This is a genomic window from Thermogemmatispora tikiterensis (assembly GCF_003268475.1).
GTDB classification, from domain to species: Bacteria; Chloroflexota; Ktedonobacteria; order Ktedonobacterales; family Ktedonobacteraceae; genus Thermogemmatispora; species Thermogemmatispora tikiterensis.
Window position 1 is genome coordinate 2,724,360 of record NZ_MCIF01000002.1, and the last position, 17,537, is coordinate 2,741,896.

The window sequence follows — 17,537 nt, forward strand, 5'->3', positions numbered from 1 at the left end:
CACAATGCTCACCGCCGCCTGCCTCCTCATCAGACCAGGGCCAACTGAGCAATACGAGGTCGCCTCAGACCGGAGGCCTTGACACTCCAGGGCAGCGGCGACTATAGTAGGTGAGCAGCAGTATTCTCAAGAAACAAGCAGTAGCGTCAACGTATGACAACAGGAGCCAGCACCGCACTCAAGCCATATATCGAGCGCGCCCGCAAAGTGCTTCAGCATGAACAGCATACCAATCATCAAGACCAGGCGGTCAAGCCCGGTGGGCTGGAAGCCTTTGTGAAACGCTGGCTGGATGAGATCGGGCCTGTCTGCCATGCGTCAGGACGCGACTTGCGCCCGTTCTACCGCCTGGCCTCCTGTTTAGAGGGCTATCGTCAGCAGGACCCGATGCAGCGTGCAGCCAATTTGCGGGCTGCTTTAGCCCTCCTGAACGAGCTGGAGAGAGAGCAGATCGCCGCCCCCAGCCGGCCACCTTCTTCAGAGCCTGTAGCGCCAGCGCGCCCCGGCGAGGCGCTCGGAGAGTCGGCGCGTTTAGCGACAGCAACAACCTCCACAGCGGCAGTGCGCTCTAGCAAGCCATCGGAAGGGAGTCGCGGAGGACGCGAGCGCCAGGAAGTCGAACTGGACCGCATCGCCCTGGACAGCAACAGCTCGCCGGGTCACGCCGCCTTGACGCTGCTGACGACAGACGTTTCTGCCATTCATGGCGTTGGCCCCACGGTCGCAGCCCGCCTGCGTAGCCTGGGTATCCGCACGGTTGGCGACCTGCTCTTCTATTTCCCACGTGAGCACCGCGACTATAGCAAGCTGCTCAGTATTGCCGAGTTACCCTTCGATGAGCTGGTCACTACTCGTGGCCTGATCTGGGAGGTCAAGACGAGCCGCACGGGCAGCGGGCGTACACGCACGGTGGCCACTCTCAGCGATGGCACCGGGCGGCTCAGCGCAGTCTGGTTTAACCAGCCCTATCTGCAAAAGCAGCTTTCCGAGGCGCGCGGCGAGTGGCTGGTTGTCACCGGAGTCAAGCAGCGCTTCGGCAACAAGGTTACCTTCACGGTGCGCAGCCATGAGCTGCCCGAGAAAGGCGAGCTGCTCAATACAGGCATTCTTGTCCCCATCTATTCGCTCACCGAGGGCCTGACAGCCCGTACCATGCGCCGCCTGACGCGCTGGGTTGTTGATCGCTATGCGGCCCTGCTTCCAGATCACCTGCCGGCCCTGATTCGTCAGGCTGCGGGCCTGCTGCCTTTGTCGGAGGCCGTCGCCCAGATGCACTACCCAGCCAATGAGGAGCTGCTCGCCGCCGCCCGGCGCCGTCTGGCTTTTGATGAGCTGTTTCTGATCCAGCTCGGCATGCAGGAGCGTCGAACGCGCTGGCAGCGCGAGCTACCCAGCGGCCAGGCGTTCAAGGTCGACCTGGAGCGCGTCTTCATCGAGCCAACAGCCGCAGAGCGCGAGGCGGTCCAGGCCCAGGCTACTGCCGCCGCCCACAACGCTGATCCCCAGTCAGGCACAACTCTGTGGGCCCCATTGGCGGACCAGCGCCCTTTCGAGGCCACACTGCCCTTCCGCTTCACAGCAGCCCAACGCCGCGTACTCTGTGAGATCCTGGGCGATCTCAGTCGCAGTCAGCCAATGTGTCGTCTGCTTCAAGGCGACGTCGGCTCTGGCAAAACGGCGGTGGCCGCGGCAGCTCTCTTTGTGGCCGCTCTCAACGGCTATCAAGGTGCGATTATGGCCCCGACCGAGATTCTGGCCGAGCAACATGCGCGCAGTATTGGCGCGATGCTCGCCTCCTTCGGCATCCGCACTGTGCTGCTGACCGGCGGGCTGCGTCCCCGTGAGCGTGCCCTTGGACGAGCGGCGATCGAGAGCGGCGAGGCAACAGTGGCTATTGGTACCCATGCCCTGATCCAGGACGATGTAACCTTCCAGCGCCTGGGCCTGGTGATTATCGATGAGCAGCATCGCTTTGGCGTGGAACAGCGTGAGGCCCTGCGTCAGAAAGGCTACCATCCTCATATGCTGGTGATGACGGCCACCCCGATCCCCCGAACGCTGGCGTTGACGCTCTATGGAGACCTGGATCTCTCGGTCATCGATCAGCTTCCGCCGGGCCGCCAGAAGGTGATTACGCGCTGGCGCACCGGCGCCCGCCGCGAGGAGGCCTATCGTCTGATCGAGCAACAGCTCGCTGAGGGCCGACAAGCCTTCATTATCTGCCCGCTGGTCGACGAGTCCGAGAGCCTGAGCGCTAGAGCGGTCACTGCCGAATATGAACGGCTGAGCCGCGAGGTATTCCCCCATCGCCGACTGGGCCTGCTGCACGGCGGAATGAAGCCCGCAGAGAAGGATGCAGTCATGCGACGCTTCCGCGATCATGAGCTGGATATTCTGGTGGCAACTTCGGTGGTGGAAGTGGGCATCGATGTGCCTAATGCAACCGTCATGGTGATCGAAGATGCCGACCGCTTCGGCCTCTCGCAGCTCCACCAGTTCCGTGGTCGTGTCGGACGCGGCGCCTATCAATCCTATTGCTATGTGTTGAGCGCCGATGCAGGACCACAGGCCCGCGAGCGCCTGGCAATCTTCCAGGAGACCGATGATGGCTTCAAGCTGGCCGAGCACGACCTGCGCCTGCGTGGTCCGGGCGATTTCATTGGAGTACGCCAGAGCGGGATGCCTGAGCTGCGTATCGCCGATTTCAACGATACACGCCTGATCGAGGAGACACGCACCCTGGCGGCGCGTCTCTGGGCCAGTGATCCCTACCTGCGGCGTCCAGAGCACGCGCCGCTGCGGGAACACTTGAGCCGCTTCTGGCAAGCCTTCATTCCGCACTAGCGGGTGCTGGTGGGTACCCCCTTTGCCTTGCCTGGACGGCTCCAGGCCGGCAGCTGCCGGCCTGACCCCCCCGCCCCGACGGCGGCTGTCAGCCCCTGGTGCATTGCTCTTCCCGTCCTGGGAAATGCTATGATTCTAGTTGTGGCGAGGAGCAAGCCGCCATTGCCCCTTCTCAAGGGACGCATCCGGCCTGGCTGCCCCTGCCACACAGTGAGAGTGCCTTCCCCAAGGTCCGCTGCGTGGGCGACTGGTGCCCACATCAGCTGCGCCCACTCAGCTTAACAGGGAAGCCTCTGCAACTACTTTCGCCGTTTGCAGGAGAATTGCATGGCTATTAAGATCGCTTCCTTCGTTCTGCGCATTGCTGGACTGCTAGCCCTCATTCTTGGGGTGCTCTTCTGGACAGGTAACGCTGCCCAGCTGGTTCCGCTGCACATGTTGCTTGGCTTTGTGGTCGTGCTCGCGCTGTGGGTGGTCGGTATCGGGCAGGCTCTGGTGCGTGGTGGCAGTCCGGCGATCGCAGTGCTGGCTGTTATTGTCGGCCTGCTCTTGCCGATCATTGGGCTGATGCAGAATTCCTGGCTACTGAACTCTTCACACTGGATTATCCAGGTCGTGCACCTGCTGGTCGCCCTGCTGGCTATCGGTACTGGCGAGATGGGCGCCGCGCGCTACCGCCGGGCCAGTGCCGGTGTCGCCGCCCGCTAGCCACTCGTGACCTCGCCGCCCTGAGATCCGGCGGACAGGAGCAGGCACCTCAGCGCATTGCCAGCGAGCGCAGCGATATAGGCCTCGCTCCTGTTCAGCGGAGGCCGGCCCTGCTCTCCAGCTACCTCCTGGACCATTGTTGGGTGGGGCTGACCACAGGTGACAGACAGAGAGACAGACAGACACCAGACGAGCAAGGTCAGCCCTGACTCAGCGGCAAAACCACGACAAAGACCGTACCTTCGTCAGGAGCCGGCTCGCACCAGATGCGCCCACCATGCCTCTCCACAATATCCTTACAGATGGCCAGCCCCAAGCCCCAGCCATCTTTGGGCGAGGCCTGAGCCTCGGGCGTCCGGTAGAAGGCTTGAAAGATCTGCTCCCGCTGATCTGCAGGGATGCCGCGACCATGATCCCGAACGCGGATCTCTACCTGACCATCTCGACAGGCCAGACTGACCTCTACAGGGGTTTGCTCGGGCGAGTATTTGATGGCATTGCTGAGGAGGTTGGTCAGCACTTGATGGAGGCGATCGGAGTCAACCTCGACTATGAGGCTCTCTACAGGAGTTGAGAGGGTAATCGTACGACCCGAGACGAGACGTTGATCCTCGACCGCTTCGCGGCAGATCTCCACCAGGTCGCAGCGACGAGGGCGCAGCTTGAGCTTGCCAGCCTGAATGCTGCTCAGGGCCAGCATGTCATCGATAAGCGCACTGAGACGATAGGTCTGCTCGTCGATCTTCTGCAAGGCCAGGCGTATATTCTCCAGCTCGGGTGGTAGCTCGGCCACACGTGTGAGACGCCGCAGGGCAATCTGTGCTTGACCACGAATGGTGGTGATGGGAGTTTTCAGCTCATGTGAGGCCACCGAGATAAAATGGTCCTTGAGCAAATCGGCTCGTTTCAATTCCTCGTTGAGCTGCTCTAGATCCTGGGCCCGGGTCTGGGCCTCCAGCTCAGCCAGCAGAGCACGGCGCCGCGCCGACTCGCGCTGGCCGGCGATAATGGCAATGCCTACCTCGATCAGAAAGAAAGGCATGATCTCGGCGAGCTTGTCGATGTTGTCCGCCGCCCACTGGACGCGCGGCAAGACCATCAAGGCCCCTTGCGGGGGCACATAAATATAGATGAGCGCCAGGGTGCAGAGCAGAGCAGCACAAAGGGCCGGCCCCACTCCCCATAGCAAGGCTACAAGAAGCACCGGCAGGACTAGCGGCAGGTCTGGCACATAGATGTGGAGCGCCAAGAGATGCTCCAGATAGACGATCCCTAATCCACAGGCCACAATAGGAATACAAAGGAGGTAACCAATCGGGGCGCGCCGCCACCAGGGCACCCGCGCGGCGTATAGTTTGCGCACTTCCGCGCTCTGGCGAAGACGCATGAGAATCAGTGGTCTGCGACCTTCCTTGACACGTGTGGCTTGCATGACCGTCGGTCTCTCCTGCCCAGGTTCATTGTCATTCATTGTGCAGTATAGCATTCCCCGACAGTCTGGGCAAAGCAGATACGCCCGCCCCCTCAAAGAGAAGGCGAGCGCCTGATCCTTTCATTCATCCGTTTGTCCTACAAGCCAGTCTGGAAGTCCTTTATTAGATCTTTTTCAAGCACTTCTATCGTCTTCAGAAGACTCCTTTTTCCCTTTGAAGCGTTCCTGATGCTCTTTATAGAGAGCTTCGACAAGATCATGAAAGGCACGCACTAGCAAGTGATTGCGTACGCTGTAATAGACCTCGTTACCACTGCGCCGCGAGCCGAGCAGTCCTGTACGCGCTAGCTGACGGAGATGGCCAGAGACCGTGGCGTGAGCCAGCCCCAGCGCTTTGGCAATCTCTCCCGAGCGCATCTCGACCGGCCTCTCGCGCTCCACAGCCGGCGCGGCCAGCAAGGCCAGAATCTGACGACGGCTGGGGTCGCACATCGTGCCAAGAAAGTAGTCAATGAAGGCTTCGACGTCTTCTGGTAGTTCCTCCAGCGGTTCCTCAGACGACGATCCCTCCGATCTACGAGCACACATCTATACACCTCTACTTTAGATGAGATATTATCAGAATCGAATGTTGATCTGCATAGCAGGTGAGGGAGTGGAAGTCACCTCTTCTATTACACGAGGAACCACCCACAGAAAGAGACGAGGTGCTCTATGAGCGCAACGCAAGCGCTGGCACGCTTCTGCGCTTCGCTGGAAGGGACGGCCCTGCCTGAGCGAGTGCGCACCAAAGTTCGCGATCTTTTACTTGACTATGTGGCTGTCGCTCTGGGCGGCGCACGGCTCCCATCCAGCGAGGCAGCCTATCAACTGCTGGTGACGATGGGAGTCGTACAGTCCTCGCGGGCTGGTCTATCGTCTGACAGACCTGGGGCCACACTGCTAGGACGCGGTGAGCGGGCCGAAGCTGCCTGGGCCGCCCTGGTCAACGGTGTGGCCGCCCACGGCCTGGAAATGGACGACGTTGAGAACCGCTCGTCGCTGCATCCGGGCGTGGCGATCTTTCCTGCGGCGCTGGCTCTGGCCGAACAGCTGGCCGCCCCTATCAACGATGTCTACGCCGCCGTCGTGGCCGGCTATGAGATCACGCTGCGCCTCGGCGCCGCCCTCAATCCCGCCTCGGCCTACTCCCGCGGCTTCCATCCAACCGCTCTCTGCGGCACTTTCGGCGCCGCCGCTGCCAGCGCCCGCCTGCTGGGTCTCACAGCGGAGCAGACAGCGCAAGCCCTGGGCATTGCCGGTAGCATGACGGCTGGCTCGTTAGCCTACCTCGATGACGGGGCCTGGACCAAACGCCTGCACCCCGGCTGGAGTGCCCACGCCGGCATCACCGCCGCGCGCCTGGCCGCCGCTGGCTTTCGCGGGCCGCAGGAGATTTTCAGTGGACGCTATGGCTTCCTGCGGGCCTACTCTGATGCCAGCTTTCCAGCGGAGCTGCAGCCACCCACCGGCGCAGAGGACTTCGCTATTCTGCGCGTCTCGCTCAAGCCCTACGCCTGCTGTCGCTATATGCATGGCCCCATCGACTGCCTGCTGGCCATTCGCCGCCAGCACGCCCCCGACCCACGCCATATCCGCCGCGTACGCTGCGGTGTGCTGAGCGCCGGGCGTGGCCTGGTCGCCGACCCCATTGAGGCTAAGCGGCGGCCTGGCAACGTCGTCGACGCCCAGTTCAGCATGCCTTTCGGGGCCGCCGTAGCCCTGATCACTGGTCAGGCCGGCCTGAATGTCTTCCGCGAAACCTGGCTGCAGCACCCTGAGATCCGCGCCCTGATGCAGCGCGTCGATTGCGAGAGCGATCCCGAGCTAGACCGCTATTACCCAGCCGAGTGGCGCGCTACGGCCAGTGTGGAGATGGACGATGGCCAGGTTTTCAGCGCCAGCGTGCGCTACCCGCTCGGCGATCCTGAAAATCCCCTGAGCGAGGAACAACTGGCCGAGCGCTTCCATGAGCTGGCCTCCGCCGCCATCGAGGACGACGCCAGGCGCGAGGCTCTCATCAGGTACCTTCGCCAGCTCGATCAGCTCAGGCACTTTTCGTGGTCCAGCCTGCTTTAGCAGCCTACCAGAGAACAGAGAGGGAGGCAGAGCAGTGACCTTAGAGCGCACCGTCTGGCTGCAGGAACGGCGACGCCTGACCGCCGAACGTTACGATCAACCGGCGCCATCCTATGATCGCGACTCATCCCTGGCGAATATGCCCATCACGGCGGCTATCACTCCTATCCCACCCTGGAGCAAGTGCGGATCTGGCTTACCGCTGTCGGCCTGATCCTTCAGGAGGAAAGGATCGGCGACGGCTATCAGCATTTCTTACTGCAACGTCCCCCAAACGACCAGCCAACAGCTCAGGTACAAGCATAAAAAAACGTCCATCGATCCCATCGAGGGATCGATGGACGCCTTGAATAGAGATGCCAGGCTTTTCTCAGGCAGCTGGCTCAGGCTCAGGAACTACCGTCTCGGCCACCACGCGGCCATCGCGCAGCACCAGGCGCACCGTCTGGCCCGAGGCGATCTCACCGTTCAACAGGGCATCGGCCAGCGTATCATCGATGTGCGTCTGAATAGCGCGGCGCAGAGGACGCGCACCGTATTCCTCGTCGTAGCCTTCGCGCAGCAAGAACCCGCGCACCTCATCGCTGATCACCAACTCGATCTTCTGCTCGCGCAGGCGCTCACGCACCTGACCCAGCAACAGATCGACGATGCGGTACAGCTCGTCCTTGCCCAGCGAATGGAAGACAACGATCTGGTCGATACGGTTGAGGAACTCGGGCCGGAACATCTGCTTCAGGCCCTCAAGCGCCTTCTCGCGCATCGCCTCGTACTGCTCCGCGCGCTCGCCGCCGCCAGTGATCGGCATGAAGCCGATACGCGCCGCCTTCCTCAGCTCATTGGTGCCAGCGTTGCTGGTCATGATCAGCACCGTGTTCTTGAAGTCCACGGTGCGACCCTGACCATCGGTCAGGCGACCATCGTCCAGGATCTGCAGCAAGGCATTGAAGACCTCGGGATGGGCCTTCTCCACCTCGTCCAGCAGGATCACGCTGTAGGGGCGACGCCGCACCTGCTCGGTCAACTGGCCGCCTTCCTCATAGCCCACATAGCCGGGAGGGCTACCGAAGAGGCGCGAGACCGTATGCGGCTCCATGTACTCCGACATGTCGAGGCGGATCATATTCTCCTCGCCACCGAACAGCTCACGCGCCAGAGCACGGGCCAGCTCGGTCTTACCAACGCCCGTCGGGCCAAGGAAGAGGAAGGAACCAATCGGCCTCTTCGGATCTTTCAATCCCGCCCGTGAGCGGCGGATGGCACGAGCCACCGCGTTAATGGCCTCATCCTGGCCAATAACATGCCTGCGCAGGCGCTCCTCCAGATCGCGCAGATTCTGGCGCTCGCTCTCCATCATCTGCGTCACTGGGACGCCCGTCCAGTTCTCGACCACCTGAGCGATCAGCTCCGGCGTCACGATCAACTGGAAGGAGGCATCGGCCTCAGAGCGAGCCTTCTCCAACTTCTGGAGCGTCAGCAGCTCCTGCTGGCGCAGGAGAGCCGCGCGCTCATAGTCCTCGGCATTGGCCGCCGCCTCCTTCTTGGCCTGGATATCGGCCAGCTGCTGCTCCAGCTCCGTAATCATCGCCGGGCTCACGATGCCCTTCTCCAGGGCCTCCAGGCGCAGAGCCGAAGCAGCCTCATCCATGACGTCGATGGCCTTATCGGGCAAGAAGCGATCATTGATGTAGCGATCAGCGAGCTTGACAGCCGCCTCGATCGCCTCATCCGGGATCGTCACGCCGTGATGGGCCTCGTAGTTGGGCCGCACGGCGCGCAGCATGGCGATAGCCTCCTCCACCGTCGGCTCATCGACCATGATCGGCTGGAAGCGGCGCTCAAGAGCCGCATCCTTCTCGATGTACTTGCGATATTCATCAAGTGTCGTCGCACCGATACAACGGATCTCACCGCGCGCCAGCGCCGGCTTCAGCATATCCGACGCACCGACCGCGCCCTCCGCCGCACCTGCTCCGACAACGGTATGTAGCTCATCGATAAAGAGGATGACATCCGGCGCCTGCCGCAGCTCATCAAGGATCGCCTTCATGCGCTGCTCAAACTGCCCGCGGAACATTGCGCCGGCAATCATACCGCCGATGTTGAGCGCCACAATGCGCTTGTTGCGCAATGGGGCAGGCACGTTACCCGCGTGGATACGCCGCGCCAGATCCTCAACAATGGCGGTCTTACCCACACCTGGCTCGCCAATCAGCACCGGGTTGTTCTTCTGCCGGCGACCCAGGACAGTGATCAAGCGACGCAGCTCACGCTCACGCCCAACCGCCGGATCAAGCTTCCCCTGCGCTGCCTCCGCCGTGATGTCCCGCCCATACTGGTCCAGCGTCGGCGTCTTGCTGTTGCTGTTGGCCTGACGCTCAGCAGTCCTGGTCCCGCGCCCGTTAGCCGCCTCATGGCCGTTGAAGAAGCCAAAGGCCGCCGCCGGGAAGCCCTGCCCGAAGAAGTTACCCGCCTGGTTCATCGATGAGCGCATCAGCTCATCGACACACTGCTGGCAGAGATAATGCCGCTCATGGCGCCCTTCCACGAGCAGATCGACGCTGATGCTGGCGTTATTTTTATGACATCGCTCACACTTCATTCCAGGCTCCTCACTCAACCGGGGGAGCGGCAGCTCCGGTCTCCAGCGCCCCGCTCTCTCTCATCCCCGGGAATTTTAGCAATCTGCGCGGGTGATTGCCAGCATTATAGCACAGGTTTTCCACTGCTGTCTAGCACTCGCCACTCTTGACTGCTAACTACCCAGAATAACACCAGGCCCCGCCCTTTTATTCCCAAATTCCTTCCCTCTCGCATCTCTCCACGAGCGGAACGAGACTAGACAGTCTGGCAATCTCCTTGCCTCGTTCTCGTCACCATCTAGAACGGAAGTTTCAGCTTCAAATATTCCCCCAGCCACCCGGCTTGCTCCATGCCTGCACATGTCTGCCTGGCCAAAACGCGAGCGTGCGCGCTATCATATATAGCGATGTTCCTGTATGCAGCTCCCTGCAGGGAATCCCAGGCTCGTAGACAAAGGAGGCAGTATGACCACACTCCCCCCTCTCATAGACGAGGAAAAACTCCGCCGTTACCTGGCCGAGCAGCTGCCGGGCGAGGACCTGCCCTTGCAGATCGAGCGTATCCGCGGAGGACACTCCAACGAGACGTTCTACATCACACGCGGCGATCAGCAATGGGTGCTGCGCCGGCCCCCGCGCGGTCCATTGTTGCCCACTGCCCATGATGTGCTGCGCGAGTACCGCGTCCTGAAGGCGCTCAACAACAGCCCGGTGCCGACGCCGCGCGTGCTTCTGGCCTGTGAGGATACGAGCGTGATCGGAGCCCCTTTCTACCTTATGGAGCGGGTTCACGGCTACATCATCCGCGATACGCTCCCTCCCTATGGCGCCGATGAGGCGGGCCGCCAGGCAATCAGTCGGGCCTTGATCGAGGCGCTGGTCGAGTTACACGCGGTCGACTGGCAAGCTGTGGGCCTGGGGGACTTTGGCCGGCCTACTGGCTATCTGGAGCGCCAGCTGCGCCGCTGGATCGGTCAACTAGAGCGCTCACGCCAGCGCCCACTGCCCGAGCTGGATATGGTGACGGAGTGGCTCAAGGCCCATCTGCCCGTCTCTGGACCGTCGACCATTGTCCACGGCGACTATCGCCTCGATAACGTGATGTATGCGGAGCATGAGCCGCGGGTAGTGGCGATCTTCGATTGGGAGATGGCGACGATCGGCGATCCGCTGGCCGATCTCGGCTACTTGCTCTCTTTCTGGCGCGAGCCTGGCGACCCACCGCCGGCCCTCGATACCGAGACCTGGCGCGTTATGGAGCAACCAGGTTTTATGACGCGCGACGAGCTGAAGGAATACTACGCTGAGCGTAGCGGGCGCTCTGTGCGCGAGATGGACTTCTATGAGGCGCTGGCAATCTGGAAGCTGGCCATTCTGCTGGAGGGCAGCTACGCCCGCTACCGGGCCGGCACCACCGACGACCCCTTCTTTGAGCAGCTGGAGGCGGGTATTCCAGCCCTGGCTCGACGGGCGCTGGAGGTCTGTCATCGCAGCAGCAGCGGAGGACGCTGACGGTGAATGCTGGTGAGGAGATTCCCTTGTTGCTAGATGATCCTTTCCTCTTACGGCGCTCTCACGCCGCCGAGCTGTTCCTGGTCCGACATGGCGATGCGCTCCCTCCCGCAGACGAGCTGATCCCGGGCGGTCTCTACGATGATCTTCCTCTGTCTCGTAAAGGCCAGGAGCAGGCCCTGGCTCTGGCCGAGCGCCTGGCCGGCCTGGAGTTCGCGGCTATTTATAGTAGCCCCCTGCGCCGCTGCCGCGAGACCGCAGCTCCTCTGGCCGAGCGTCTGGGTTTAACGCCCATCGTGGTCCCCGACCTGCAAGAGATCCGGCTCGGTATGGTGCGTCCATTACCCGCTGAGGAAGATAATCTAGAGCTGTTGGCCCGCACGCTACAAGAGCGCCAGATGGATATCATCCGCCTGGCTGGAGCCGCTGGCAGCTGGGATGCCATCGAGGGCAGCGAGCCGTCCAAGGTCTTCCGGGCGCGCGTGGTCCAGGCGCTGGACGCGATCGCTAACGCCCATCTTGGAAGACGGGTGATCGCCTTTGCGCATGGTGGAGTAATCAATGCCTATGTAGCTGAGGTCTTAGGCCTGGAGCGCGACTTCTTCTTCCCGGCAGCCAATACTTCGATCACAGTGGTACGTGTGGCTGGAACCCAACGCGTGCTCTTTGCTTTGAACGATATCTGCCACCTGCAGCGGCGCTGAGCCACTCACCAGACGGGAAGGAAGCGCTGACGAGACGAGTAGCAGGCAGGCGTGGCGGACAGAAAGAAGGTCCGCCTGGCAGAGGCCGGCCCTTTCTGTTCGCCACGCTGGCAGTTTCGTTCCATTCCGTTCACGCAGGAACTTCAACTGAAGAGCCTTAACGGACGTTGAGCGGTACGTGTTCGGCACTCTCCGACTCGGAGCGCACGAATGGTCGCGACTGGAAAAAGGCAATTACGTTGCGGAGATAGCCACCTAGACGGCGCCGCGTCTCTTGGCCGGGGCGCGGCGCAAAGAGGAGAGCGAGGACGATGCCGACCACCAGGCCGATGCGGAAGAGCAGGCGAGCACGGCGGCGGCGGCGGGCTCGTCGTTCGCGCTCTTGCTGCCAGACGATGCGCGCTTCTGCCAGATTGCCTCGCGCGCGCTCCAGCCTGCCACGAGCATCGCGCATACTGCGCTCGACGGCCACCTGGAGAAGACCCAGCCCCGCCGCCAGCGCTCCCAGCAGCAGGCTGAACTGCTCGCTGAGCAGATTCTTGAGACGACCACCCTCTCGCTGGGCTTCTTCTAGCGAACGTTTAACCGGTTTGCGGCTGCCGCGCCAGACACGCTGTAGGGCCTGACGCCTTTGCTGAAGCTGATCTTCAACACGCCCCGAGGTGCTACGCAGTCCCCCGCGCAGGCGCTTCAGGAGAAGGCGCCGACGGCGCGGCTCTAGCACGGTCTGCACGTTGTCCTGGACGGTTGAGAGACCGGTGCGCGCCATGTCTGCTGTACGCGCACGGACTTCTTTGAGGGTTTCTGTTACTGGCGCAAAGCCATTACCTTTCGCCATCGCTATTCATCACATCCTTTCGCTGTAGACAGGCCCTTCTTTTCTTTTCTTTCTTTCACGCTGTTGATGCCTACTCTGTCGTCGGCAGGAAGCAAGTGGTTCCTCACCGAACGCCGCGCTGCCTGCGCGCAAATGAGCGAGCAGGGCCGGCCACGCCGCTCATTGACCCCCGCTCACCTCACGCACCCATCTCGTCCGGCGCGCCCGCTGGCACGAGTAGAGAACCTGCTCCTGGCACGATCCGATAGGACGGCAAGTTTCATCCCCTTCGGGCACAAGATGCCTGTCTAGGGGGAGAGCCATCTCGCCAGCGTTTCAGTCTCTCTCCTCCCTTACTTAGCTGAGGCCAGACTGTCGTTGGCCCCGATATCCGATATCGCTCTAAGCCGGGCAGAGAGCTGCTCTCACCTCCTCTGGTTCGCGCTCACTGGGCCTGGCCCGGCTCGACCAGGAACCCTGTTTTCTCTCGTCTGACCCTGGTCCGACCCAGGCTTTACACTTTTGAGTATAGAGATGCTTGCCAATAGCAGCAACCACTCGGGAGCTGTCAGAAAGATCGGCGCCGCTGTGTTATAATACAATGAAAAGGGCTTGTTCCTGTCTGTCATCATGCGCGATCTTCCGCGTCTATCATCCGTTGCCCGTCGCGCCAGTCTTACTGGCGCTGAGAGCTACCTGCTCGCTGCCGGGTAGCACCTTCCTTCTCTGCTCAGAACAGAACAGGGCCATGCCTGCTCTGCATGTGTCAGCGTGACAAGCTGCTTGAACTGCTCTCCTGCCGAGATCCTCTGCACAGCGCGCCAGGTTGGTCCTTGCAACGCGATGCCGGGCGCGCATGCATAGCGGCATGATCACCGGTCAGGCTGGTCACTCTGCAGGGGCAAGAGGCCCAGAGACGCGGAGCGGCAAAGCTGCCAGGCCAACACCTGGCCCACCAGGGCAGCCCTGCCGCGAGATTAGTACCAGCCAGTCAGCGAGGGATCACCTATGGATTTAATGCAGAAGCTTGAAAGTTTGGCCAATCGCTACGAGGAACTGAATACGCTCATGGCCCAGCCCGAGGTTCTGAGCAATGTCCCTCTGCTCCAACGCTACGGGCGTGAGCAGGCCGAGTTAGAAGAAGTCGTTGAGAAATACTACCAGCTGCGCACAACGCTCAAAGAGCTGGAGGAGGCCGAGGAGCTGGAGCGCGAAAGCGACGACCCCGCGCTGCGCGAGCTGGCGCGCGAGGAGATTGCGCGCCTGAAAGAGCGCCGCGAGCAGCTGACCGAGGATGTCAAGCTGGCTTTGTTGCCCAAAGATGCGATGGATGAGAAGAACGCCATCGTGACGATCCAGGGCGGCGCCGGTGGTGAGGAGGCCGCCCTCTTTGCCGCCGACCTCTTCCGCATGTATAGCCGCTATGCCGAGCAGCGCCGCTGGAAGATCGAGGTTCTCGATTTGAACGAGACCGATCAGGGAGGGATCAAAGATATCACTTTCCTGGTCCGTGGCAAAGGGGCCTATCGCCGCTTGAAATACGAGGGAGGCACCCATCGCGTCCAGCGCGTCCCCGTGACCGAGGCCAACGGGCGCATCCATACCTCCACCGCTAAGGTGATCGTGCTCCCCGAGGCCGACGAGGAAATTAATATCGAGATCAAGGAGAGCGATATCCGTATCGATGTCTTCCGCTCGACGGGCCACGGCGGCCAGAGCGTGAATACGACCGACTCGGCGGTGCGCATTACCCATCTGCCTACCGGCCTGGTGGTAACCTGCCAGGATGAGAAGTCGCAGCTGAAGAATAAGGAGCGAGCACTCTCGGTCCTGAAAGCGCGCCTTTGGGACCTGGAGGAGGCTCGTCGCCAGGAGGAACTGGGGAAAGCGCGCCGCTCACAGGTACAGATGGGCGATCGTAGCGAGAAGATTCGGACCTATAACTTCCCCCAGGATCGCGTGACCGACCACCGCATCGGTCTGACTCGCTATAATCTGCAGGGCGTGCTCGATGGCGAGCTGGACGAGTTCATCGATAACTTGATCGCCGCCGACCAAGCCGATCGCTTGCAGCGCCTCTTTGCTGAAGAGCCTGCCACCGTCCAGTAAACCGCGGAAGCAGGGGGCTGATTGTCTCAGGCACGCACGCCTCTCTACCCCTGCTACTCCGCCTGCTTCAGCCCTCTCTCCGGGCCTGGGCATCAGTCCAGCCTTCCAACAAGGATGGCCACGATGTGCTATTCTACTTCCGTGAAGAGCGCAGGGCAATGAGGATGGTGAGGGTATGGTCATGCTATTTCTCTGAGTGAAAGGTAGGCTTTTTCTTCGATGACTCCACCACGGCCGGGTCAAACTTCTCTAGCCCAGGGAACTTTCTCTGAACTTAATCCTCCTTACCGCTTGCTGCTCGGTCCAGGACCCTGCAACGTCGACCCGCGAGTCTTGCGCGCAGCCTCCGCTCCGCAGCTTGGGCACCTCGATCCTTTTCTGCTTGATACGCTCGGTGCGATCGCAGACCAGCTGCGCCAGGTTTTTCAGACGCAGGATGAGCTGACGCTCTGCGTCTCCGGTTCAGGCTTCGCGGGAGCTGAGGCCGTGCTCTGCAATCTCCTGGAGGAGGGCGATACGCTCATTGCCGGGAGCCTGGGCTTCTTCAGCGGGAAGATTGCTGAAATTGCCCAGCGGATCGGGGCTCATGTCATTCTGGTAGAGAGCGAGCCGGGGCAGCCACTCGATCCGCAGCAGGTGGCTGCAGCCTTCGCCAGGCATCCCGAAGCGAAGCTTTTCGCCACGGCCATCGCGGAGACCTCGACGGGCCTGCTCCAGCCGCTGGAAGAACTGGAGCAGATCACCCACGCACACGAGGCACTCTTCGTTGTTGACGCGGTTTCTGGTCTGGGCGGCATTCCCATCAATATTGAGCAGATGAAGATCGATGCCTGCTATGCAGGCAGCCAGAAGTGCCTTGGAGCCTTTCCTGGCCTGGCACCAGTGACCCTCAATGGGCGCGCCGTTGAGGTGATCAAGCGACGTCGCAAACCGGTGCAGAGCTATTATCTTGATCTACTGGCTCTCCAACGCTACTGGAACGGCGATCACGCCTATCATCATACGGCTTGCAGCAACCTGCTCTTTGCCATGCACGAGGCCCTGCGCATTGTCTTGGAAGAGGGGCTGGAGACCCGCTGGCAGCGTCACCGTCTTCATGGGCAGGCGCTGCGTGCCGGTCTGCAAGCTCTGGGCCTGACCCTGCTGCCGCGCCCCGGCTACGAGCTGCCCGTGCTGACTGCTGTCAATCTCCCCCCTTCGGTTTCCGAGAATCAACTGCGCCAGCAACTGCTGACGGCTTACGGCCTCGAGGTCGGCGGCGGCCTCGGATCTCTGAAAGGCCATCTGCTCCGCATCGGACTCATGGGCTATAATGCCTGCCGGAAGAACGTCGAGACAGTTCTGGCAGCCCTTGAGCAGCTCCTGCCCTCGCACGGATGGCCAGTTCAGGCTGGGGTAGCCCTGAGCGCCGCAGCCACAGTCTACAGCCAGGCAGATCAGGCTTCCGAGCACGCCTGATAGTGGGAAGCTGATCGGATATACTGATCAGCATGCCAGTGAGCAAGCTAGAGGAGAGAGAGCCTGCTCTCCTGCACCACCCACCCTGCAGTCCCTGGCCGAAGACGGGGGCCAGATCGCTTGTGAGTCGCTGATGGCACGGCACGGCAGCGCCTCAATCTTCGCCGTCCAGTCCCACCAGTAGCCTCCCACAGATTGGGGAACCAGGAAACTGCGAGGAGTCCATCCGGCGGCGAAGATGGTCGCTTCCGCAGTCACAAGGTGAGGTGAGTGGGCAGGCTCTTGTCTGGGCTTGCCGGCAGCCAGCACGATAACGCCAACTTGCTCGCGAGCAGACTGGAAAAGAGGTAACTATGCGTCTTGAGCAACCCCAGGCAATTCGCACTATTTTCTTTGACGCTGGCCAGACTCTCTTGCAGCCCTATCCTTCGGTTGTTGAGATCTGTCAGCAGGTCTGTCAGCGCGCTGGCCTGGGCGTCGACCTGACACGCCTCAAGCAGGGCCTGATCGAGGCGGAAGATTTCTTCTACCGCCAGGTTCGCCTGAACCGCCATATCTGGGCCAGCGAGCAGGCTATCAATGAGCTATGGCTGGGTTACTACGTCAGTATGCTGCGTCAAGCCGTCGATGAGCGCAGCGAGCAGCGTCTCTACGAGTTGGCCCGAGCCATCACAGAGGAGTTCGCGACGCATACGCGCTGGGAGGTCTTTCCTGACGTCGTGCCCACACTGGAAGTGCTGCAACAACATCACTATACCCTGGGCGTGATCTCAGACTGGGGCATCAGCCTCAACTCCATCCTGCACCGTCACCGCCTGACACGCTTCTTCGACTGCGTGATTGTCTCGGCAATCGCGCGCTACGCCAAGCCATCGACACTTCTCTATGAAACGGCCCTCCAGCGCGCTAATGCTATTGCTGACTACACGCTGCACATCGGCGACTCCTACATCCATGATGTGCTCGGCGCTCGCTCAGCCGGCATTACACCCGTGCTGCTGGACCGTTCCCACCGCTTGCGCAACCACGATGTCGACTGTATCCTCATTCATTCACTGACAGAGCTGTTGACGCTGCTTGAACTGCCAGGCTACTCTAAGCCAGGCCAGAGTGACGAAGAGGCTCCGCTGGCTTTGCAAGCCGCGACGAAGGACCAGGACGGAGCACAGCAACAGCCAGACAGGCCCTGACGGCAGGGGTAGATCTCACTTTTTCTCCAGAGTGGGGAAGGAAGCGCTGCAACGACAAGGCAA

The 17,537-nt window shown here is 61.5% G+C and carries 13 protein-coding genes; 9 read left to right on the top strand and 4 right to left on the bottom strand.

The genetic code is table 11. The features are described 5' to 3' along the window. The first annotated feature begins 153 nt into the window (after positions 1–153). On the top strand, positions 154–2,844 hold the full coding sequence (gene recG, locus A4R35_RS11030) for an ATP-dependent DNA helicase RecG (RefSeq protein ID WP_223258299.1): 2,691 nt from the start codon (positions 154–156) through the stop codon (positions 2,842–2,844). Positions 2,845–3,171: 327 nt separating this feature from the next. After that, entirely contained in the window at positions 3,172–3,552 is a 381-nt protein-coding gene (locus A4R35_RS11035; protein ID WP_112429301.1) for a hypothetical protein, read from the top strand. 199 nt (positions 3,553–3,751) lie between these two features. On the opposite strand, the gene A4R35_RS11040 is transcribed toward A4R35_RS11035, so the two are convergent. Together A4R35_RS11040 and A4R35_RS11045 are read right to left on the bottom strand one after the other, a co-directional pair. Next, on the bottom strand, positions 3,752–4,984 hold the full coding sequence (locus A4R35_RS11040) for a sensor histidine kinase (protein ID WP_189361664.1): 1,233 nt from the start codon (positions 4,982–4,984) through the stop codon (positions 3,752–3,754). A gap of 174 nt (positions 4,985–5,158) precedes the next feature. Next, on the bottom strand, positions 5,159–5,572 hold the full coding sequence (locus tag A4R35_RS11045; RefSeq protein WP_112429305.1) for an ArsR/SmtB family transcription factor: 414 nt from the start codon (positions 5,570–5,572) through the stop codon (positions 5,159–5,161). Between the two features lie 126 nt (positions 5,573–5,698). Here A4R35_RS11045 and A4R35_RS11050 point away from each other — a divergent pair, with 126 nt between their 5' ends. Continuing rightward, positions 5,699–7,102 carry an MmgE/PrpD family protein gene (locus A4R35_RS11050; RefSeq protein WP_112429307.1) on the top strand — a complete coding sequence of 468 codons (1,404 nt, stop codon included), beginning with the start codon at positions 5,699–5,701 and terminating at the stop codon, positions 7,100–7,102. A 34-nt stretch (positions 7,103–7,136) separates the two neighbouring features. Then, positions 7,137–7,316, top strand: a complete 180-nt coding sequence (locus A4R35_RS11055; RefSeq protein WP_112429309.1) for a hypothetical protein — start codon at positions 7,137–7,139, stop codon at positions 7,314–7,316. A gap of 156 nt (positions 7,317–7,472) precedes the next feature. Here the strand turns inward: A4R35_RS11055 and A4R35_RS11060 are convergent, their stop codons facing one another. Continuing rightward, positions 7,473–9,704, bottom strand: a complete 2,232-nt coding sequence (locus A4R35_RS11060; protein ID WP_112429311.1) for an ATP-dependent Clp protease ATP-binding subunit — start codon at positions 9,702–9,704, stop codon at positions 7,473–7,475. Between the two features lie 445 nt (positions 9,705–10,149). Between A4R35_RS11060 and A4R35_RS11065 the strand changes: the two genes are divergently transcribed. Beyond that, complete coding sequence (locus A4R35_RS11065; protein ID WP_189361666.1) at positions 10,150–11,196, top strand: phosphotransferase family protein; 1,047 nt, start codon at positions 10,150–10,152, stop codon at positions 11,194–11,196. A 2-nt stretch (positions 11,197–11,198) separates the two neighbouring features. After that, positions 11,199–11,900 (top strand): histidine phosphatase family protein, encoded by a 702-nt coding sequence (locus tag A4R35_RS11070; RefSeq protein ID WP_189361668.1) that lies wholly within the window; start codon positions 11,199–11,201, stop codon positions 11,898–11,900. A 157-nt stretch (positions 11,901–12,057) separates the two neighbouring features. Here the strand turns inward: A4R35_RS11070 and A4R35_RS11075 are convergent, their stop codons facing one another. Then, a complete protein-coding gene (locus tag A4R35_RS11075; protein ID WP_112429317.1) occupies positions 12,058–12,738 on the bottom strand; it encodes a YtxH domain-containing protein in 681 nt (226 codons plus the stop codon). A gap of 987 nt (positions 12,739–13,725) precedes the next feature. On the opposite strand from A4R35_RS11075, the gene prfA reads away from it, so the two are divergent. From prfA to A4R35_RS11090, 3 genes are all read left to right on the top strand, one after another. After that, positions 13,726–14,826 carry a peptide chain release factor 1 gene (gene prfA, locus A4R35_RS11080; RefSeq protein ID WP_112429319.1) on the top strand — a complete coding sequence of 367 codons (1,101 nt, stop codon included), beginning with the start codon at positions 13,726–13,728 and terminating at the stop codon, positions 14,824–14,826. Between the two features lie 219 nt (positions 14,827–15,045). Next, positions 15,046–16,284, top strand: a complete 1,239-nt coding sequence (locus A4R35_RS11085; protein WP_112429321.1) for a pyridoxal-phosphate-dependent aminotransferase family protein — start codon at positions 15,046–15,048, stop codon at positions 16,282–16,284. 353 nt (positions 16,285–16,637) lie between these two features. Next, positions 16,638–17,474: an HAD family hydrolase gene (locus A4R35_RS11090; protein WP_112429323.1), complete on the top strand. Its 837-nt coding sequence runs from the start codon at positions 16,638–16,640 to the stop codon at positions 17,472–17,474. The last annotated feature ends 63 nt before the right edge of the window (positions 17,475–17,537 follow it).

Coding starts and splice junctions, on each gene's coding strand:
- recG (WP_223258299.1), top strand. CDS start 154: ATGACAACAGGAGCCAGCACCGCACTCAAGCCATATATCGAGCGCGCC.
- A4R35_RS11035 (WP_112429301.1), top strand. CDS start 3,172: ATGGCTATTAAGATCGCTTCCTTCGTTCTGCGCATTGCTGGACTGCTA.
- A4R35_RS11040 (WP_189361664.1), bottom strand. CDS start 4,984: ATGCAAGCCACACGTGTCAAGGAAGGTCGCAGACCACTGATTCTCATG.
- A4R35_RS11045 (WP_112429305.1), bottom strand. CDS start 5,572: ATGTGTGCTCGTAGATCGGAGGGATCGTCGTCTGAGGAACCGCTGGAG.
- A4R35_RS11050 (WP_112429307.1), top strand. CDS start 5,699: ATGAGCGCAACGCAAGCGCTGGCACGCTTCTGCGCTTCGCTGGAAGGG.
- A4R35_RS11060 (WP_112429311.1), bottom strand. CDS start 9,704: ATGAAGTGTGAGCGATGTCATAAAAATAACGCCAGCATCAGCGTCGAT.
- A4R35_RS11065 (WP_189361666.1), top strand. CDS start 10,150: ATGACCACACTCCCCCCTCTCATAGACGAGGAAAAACTCCGCCGTTAC.
- A4R35_RS11075 (WP_112429317.1), bottom strand. CDS start 12,738: ATGGCGAAAGGTAATGGCTTTGCGCCAGTAACAGAAACCCTCAAAGAA.
- prfA (WP_112429319.1), top strand. CDS start 13,726: ATGGATTTAATGCAGAAGCTTGAAAGTTTGGCCAATCGCTACGAGGAA.
- A4R35_RS11085 (WP_112429321.1), top strand. CDS start 15,046: ATGACTCCACCACGGCCGGGTCAAACTTCTCTAGCCCAGGGAACTTTC.
- A4R35_RS11090 (WP_112429323.1), top strand. CDS start 16,638: ATGCGTCTTGAGCAACCCCAGGCAATTCGCACTATTTTCTTTGACGCT.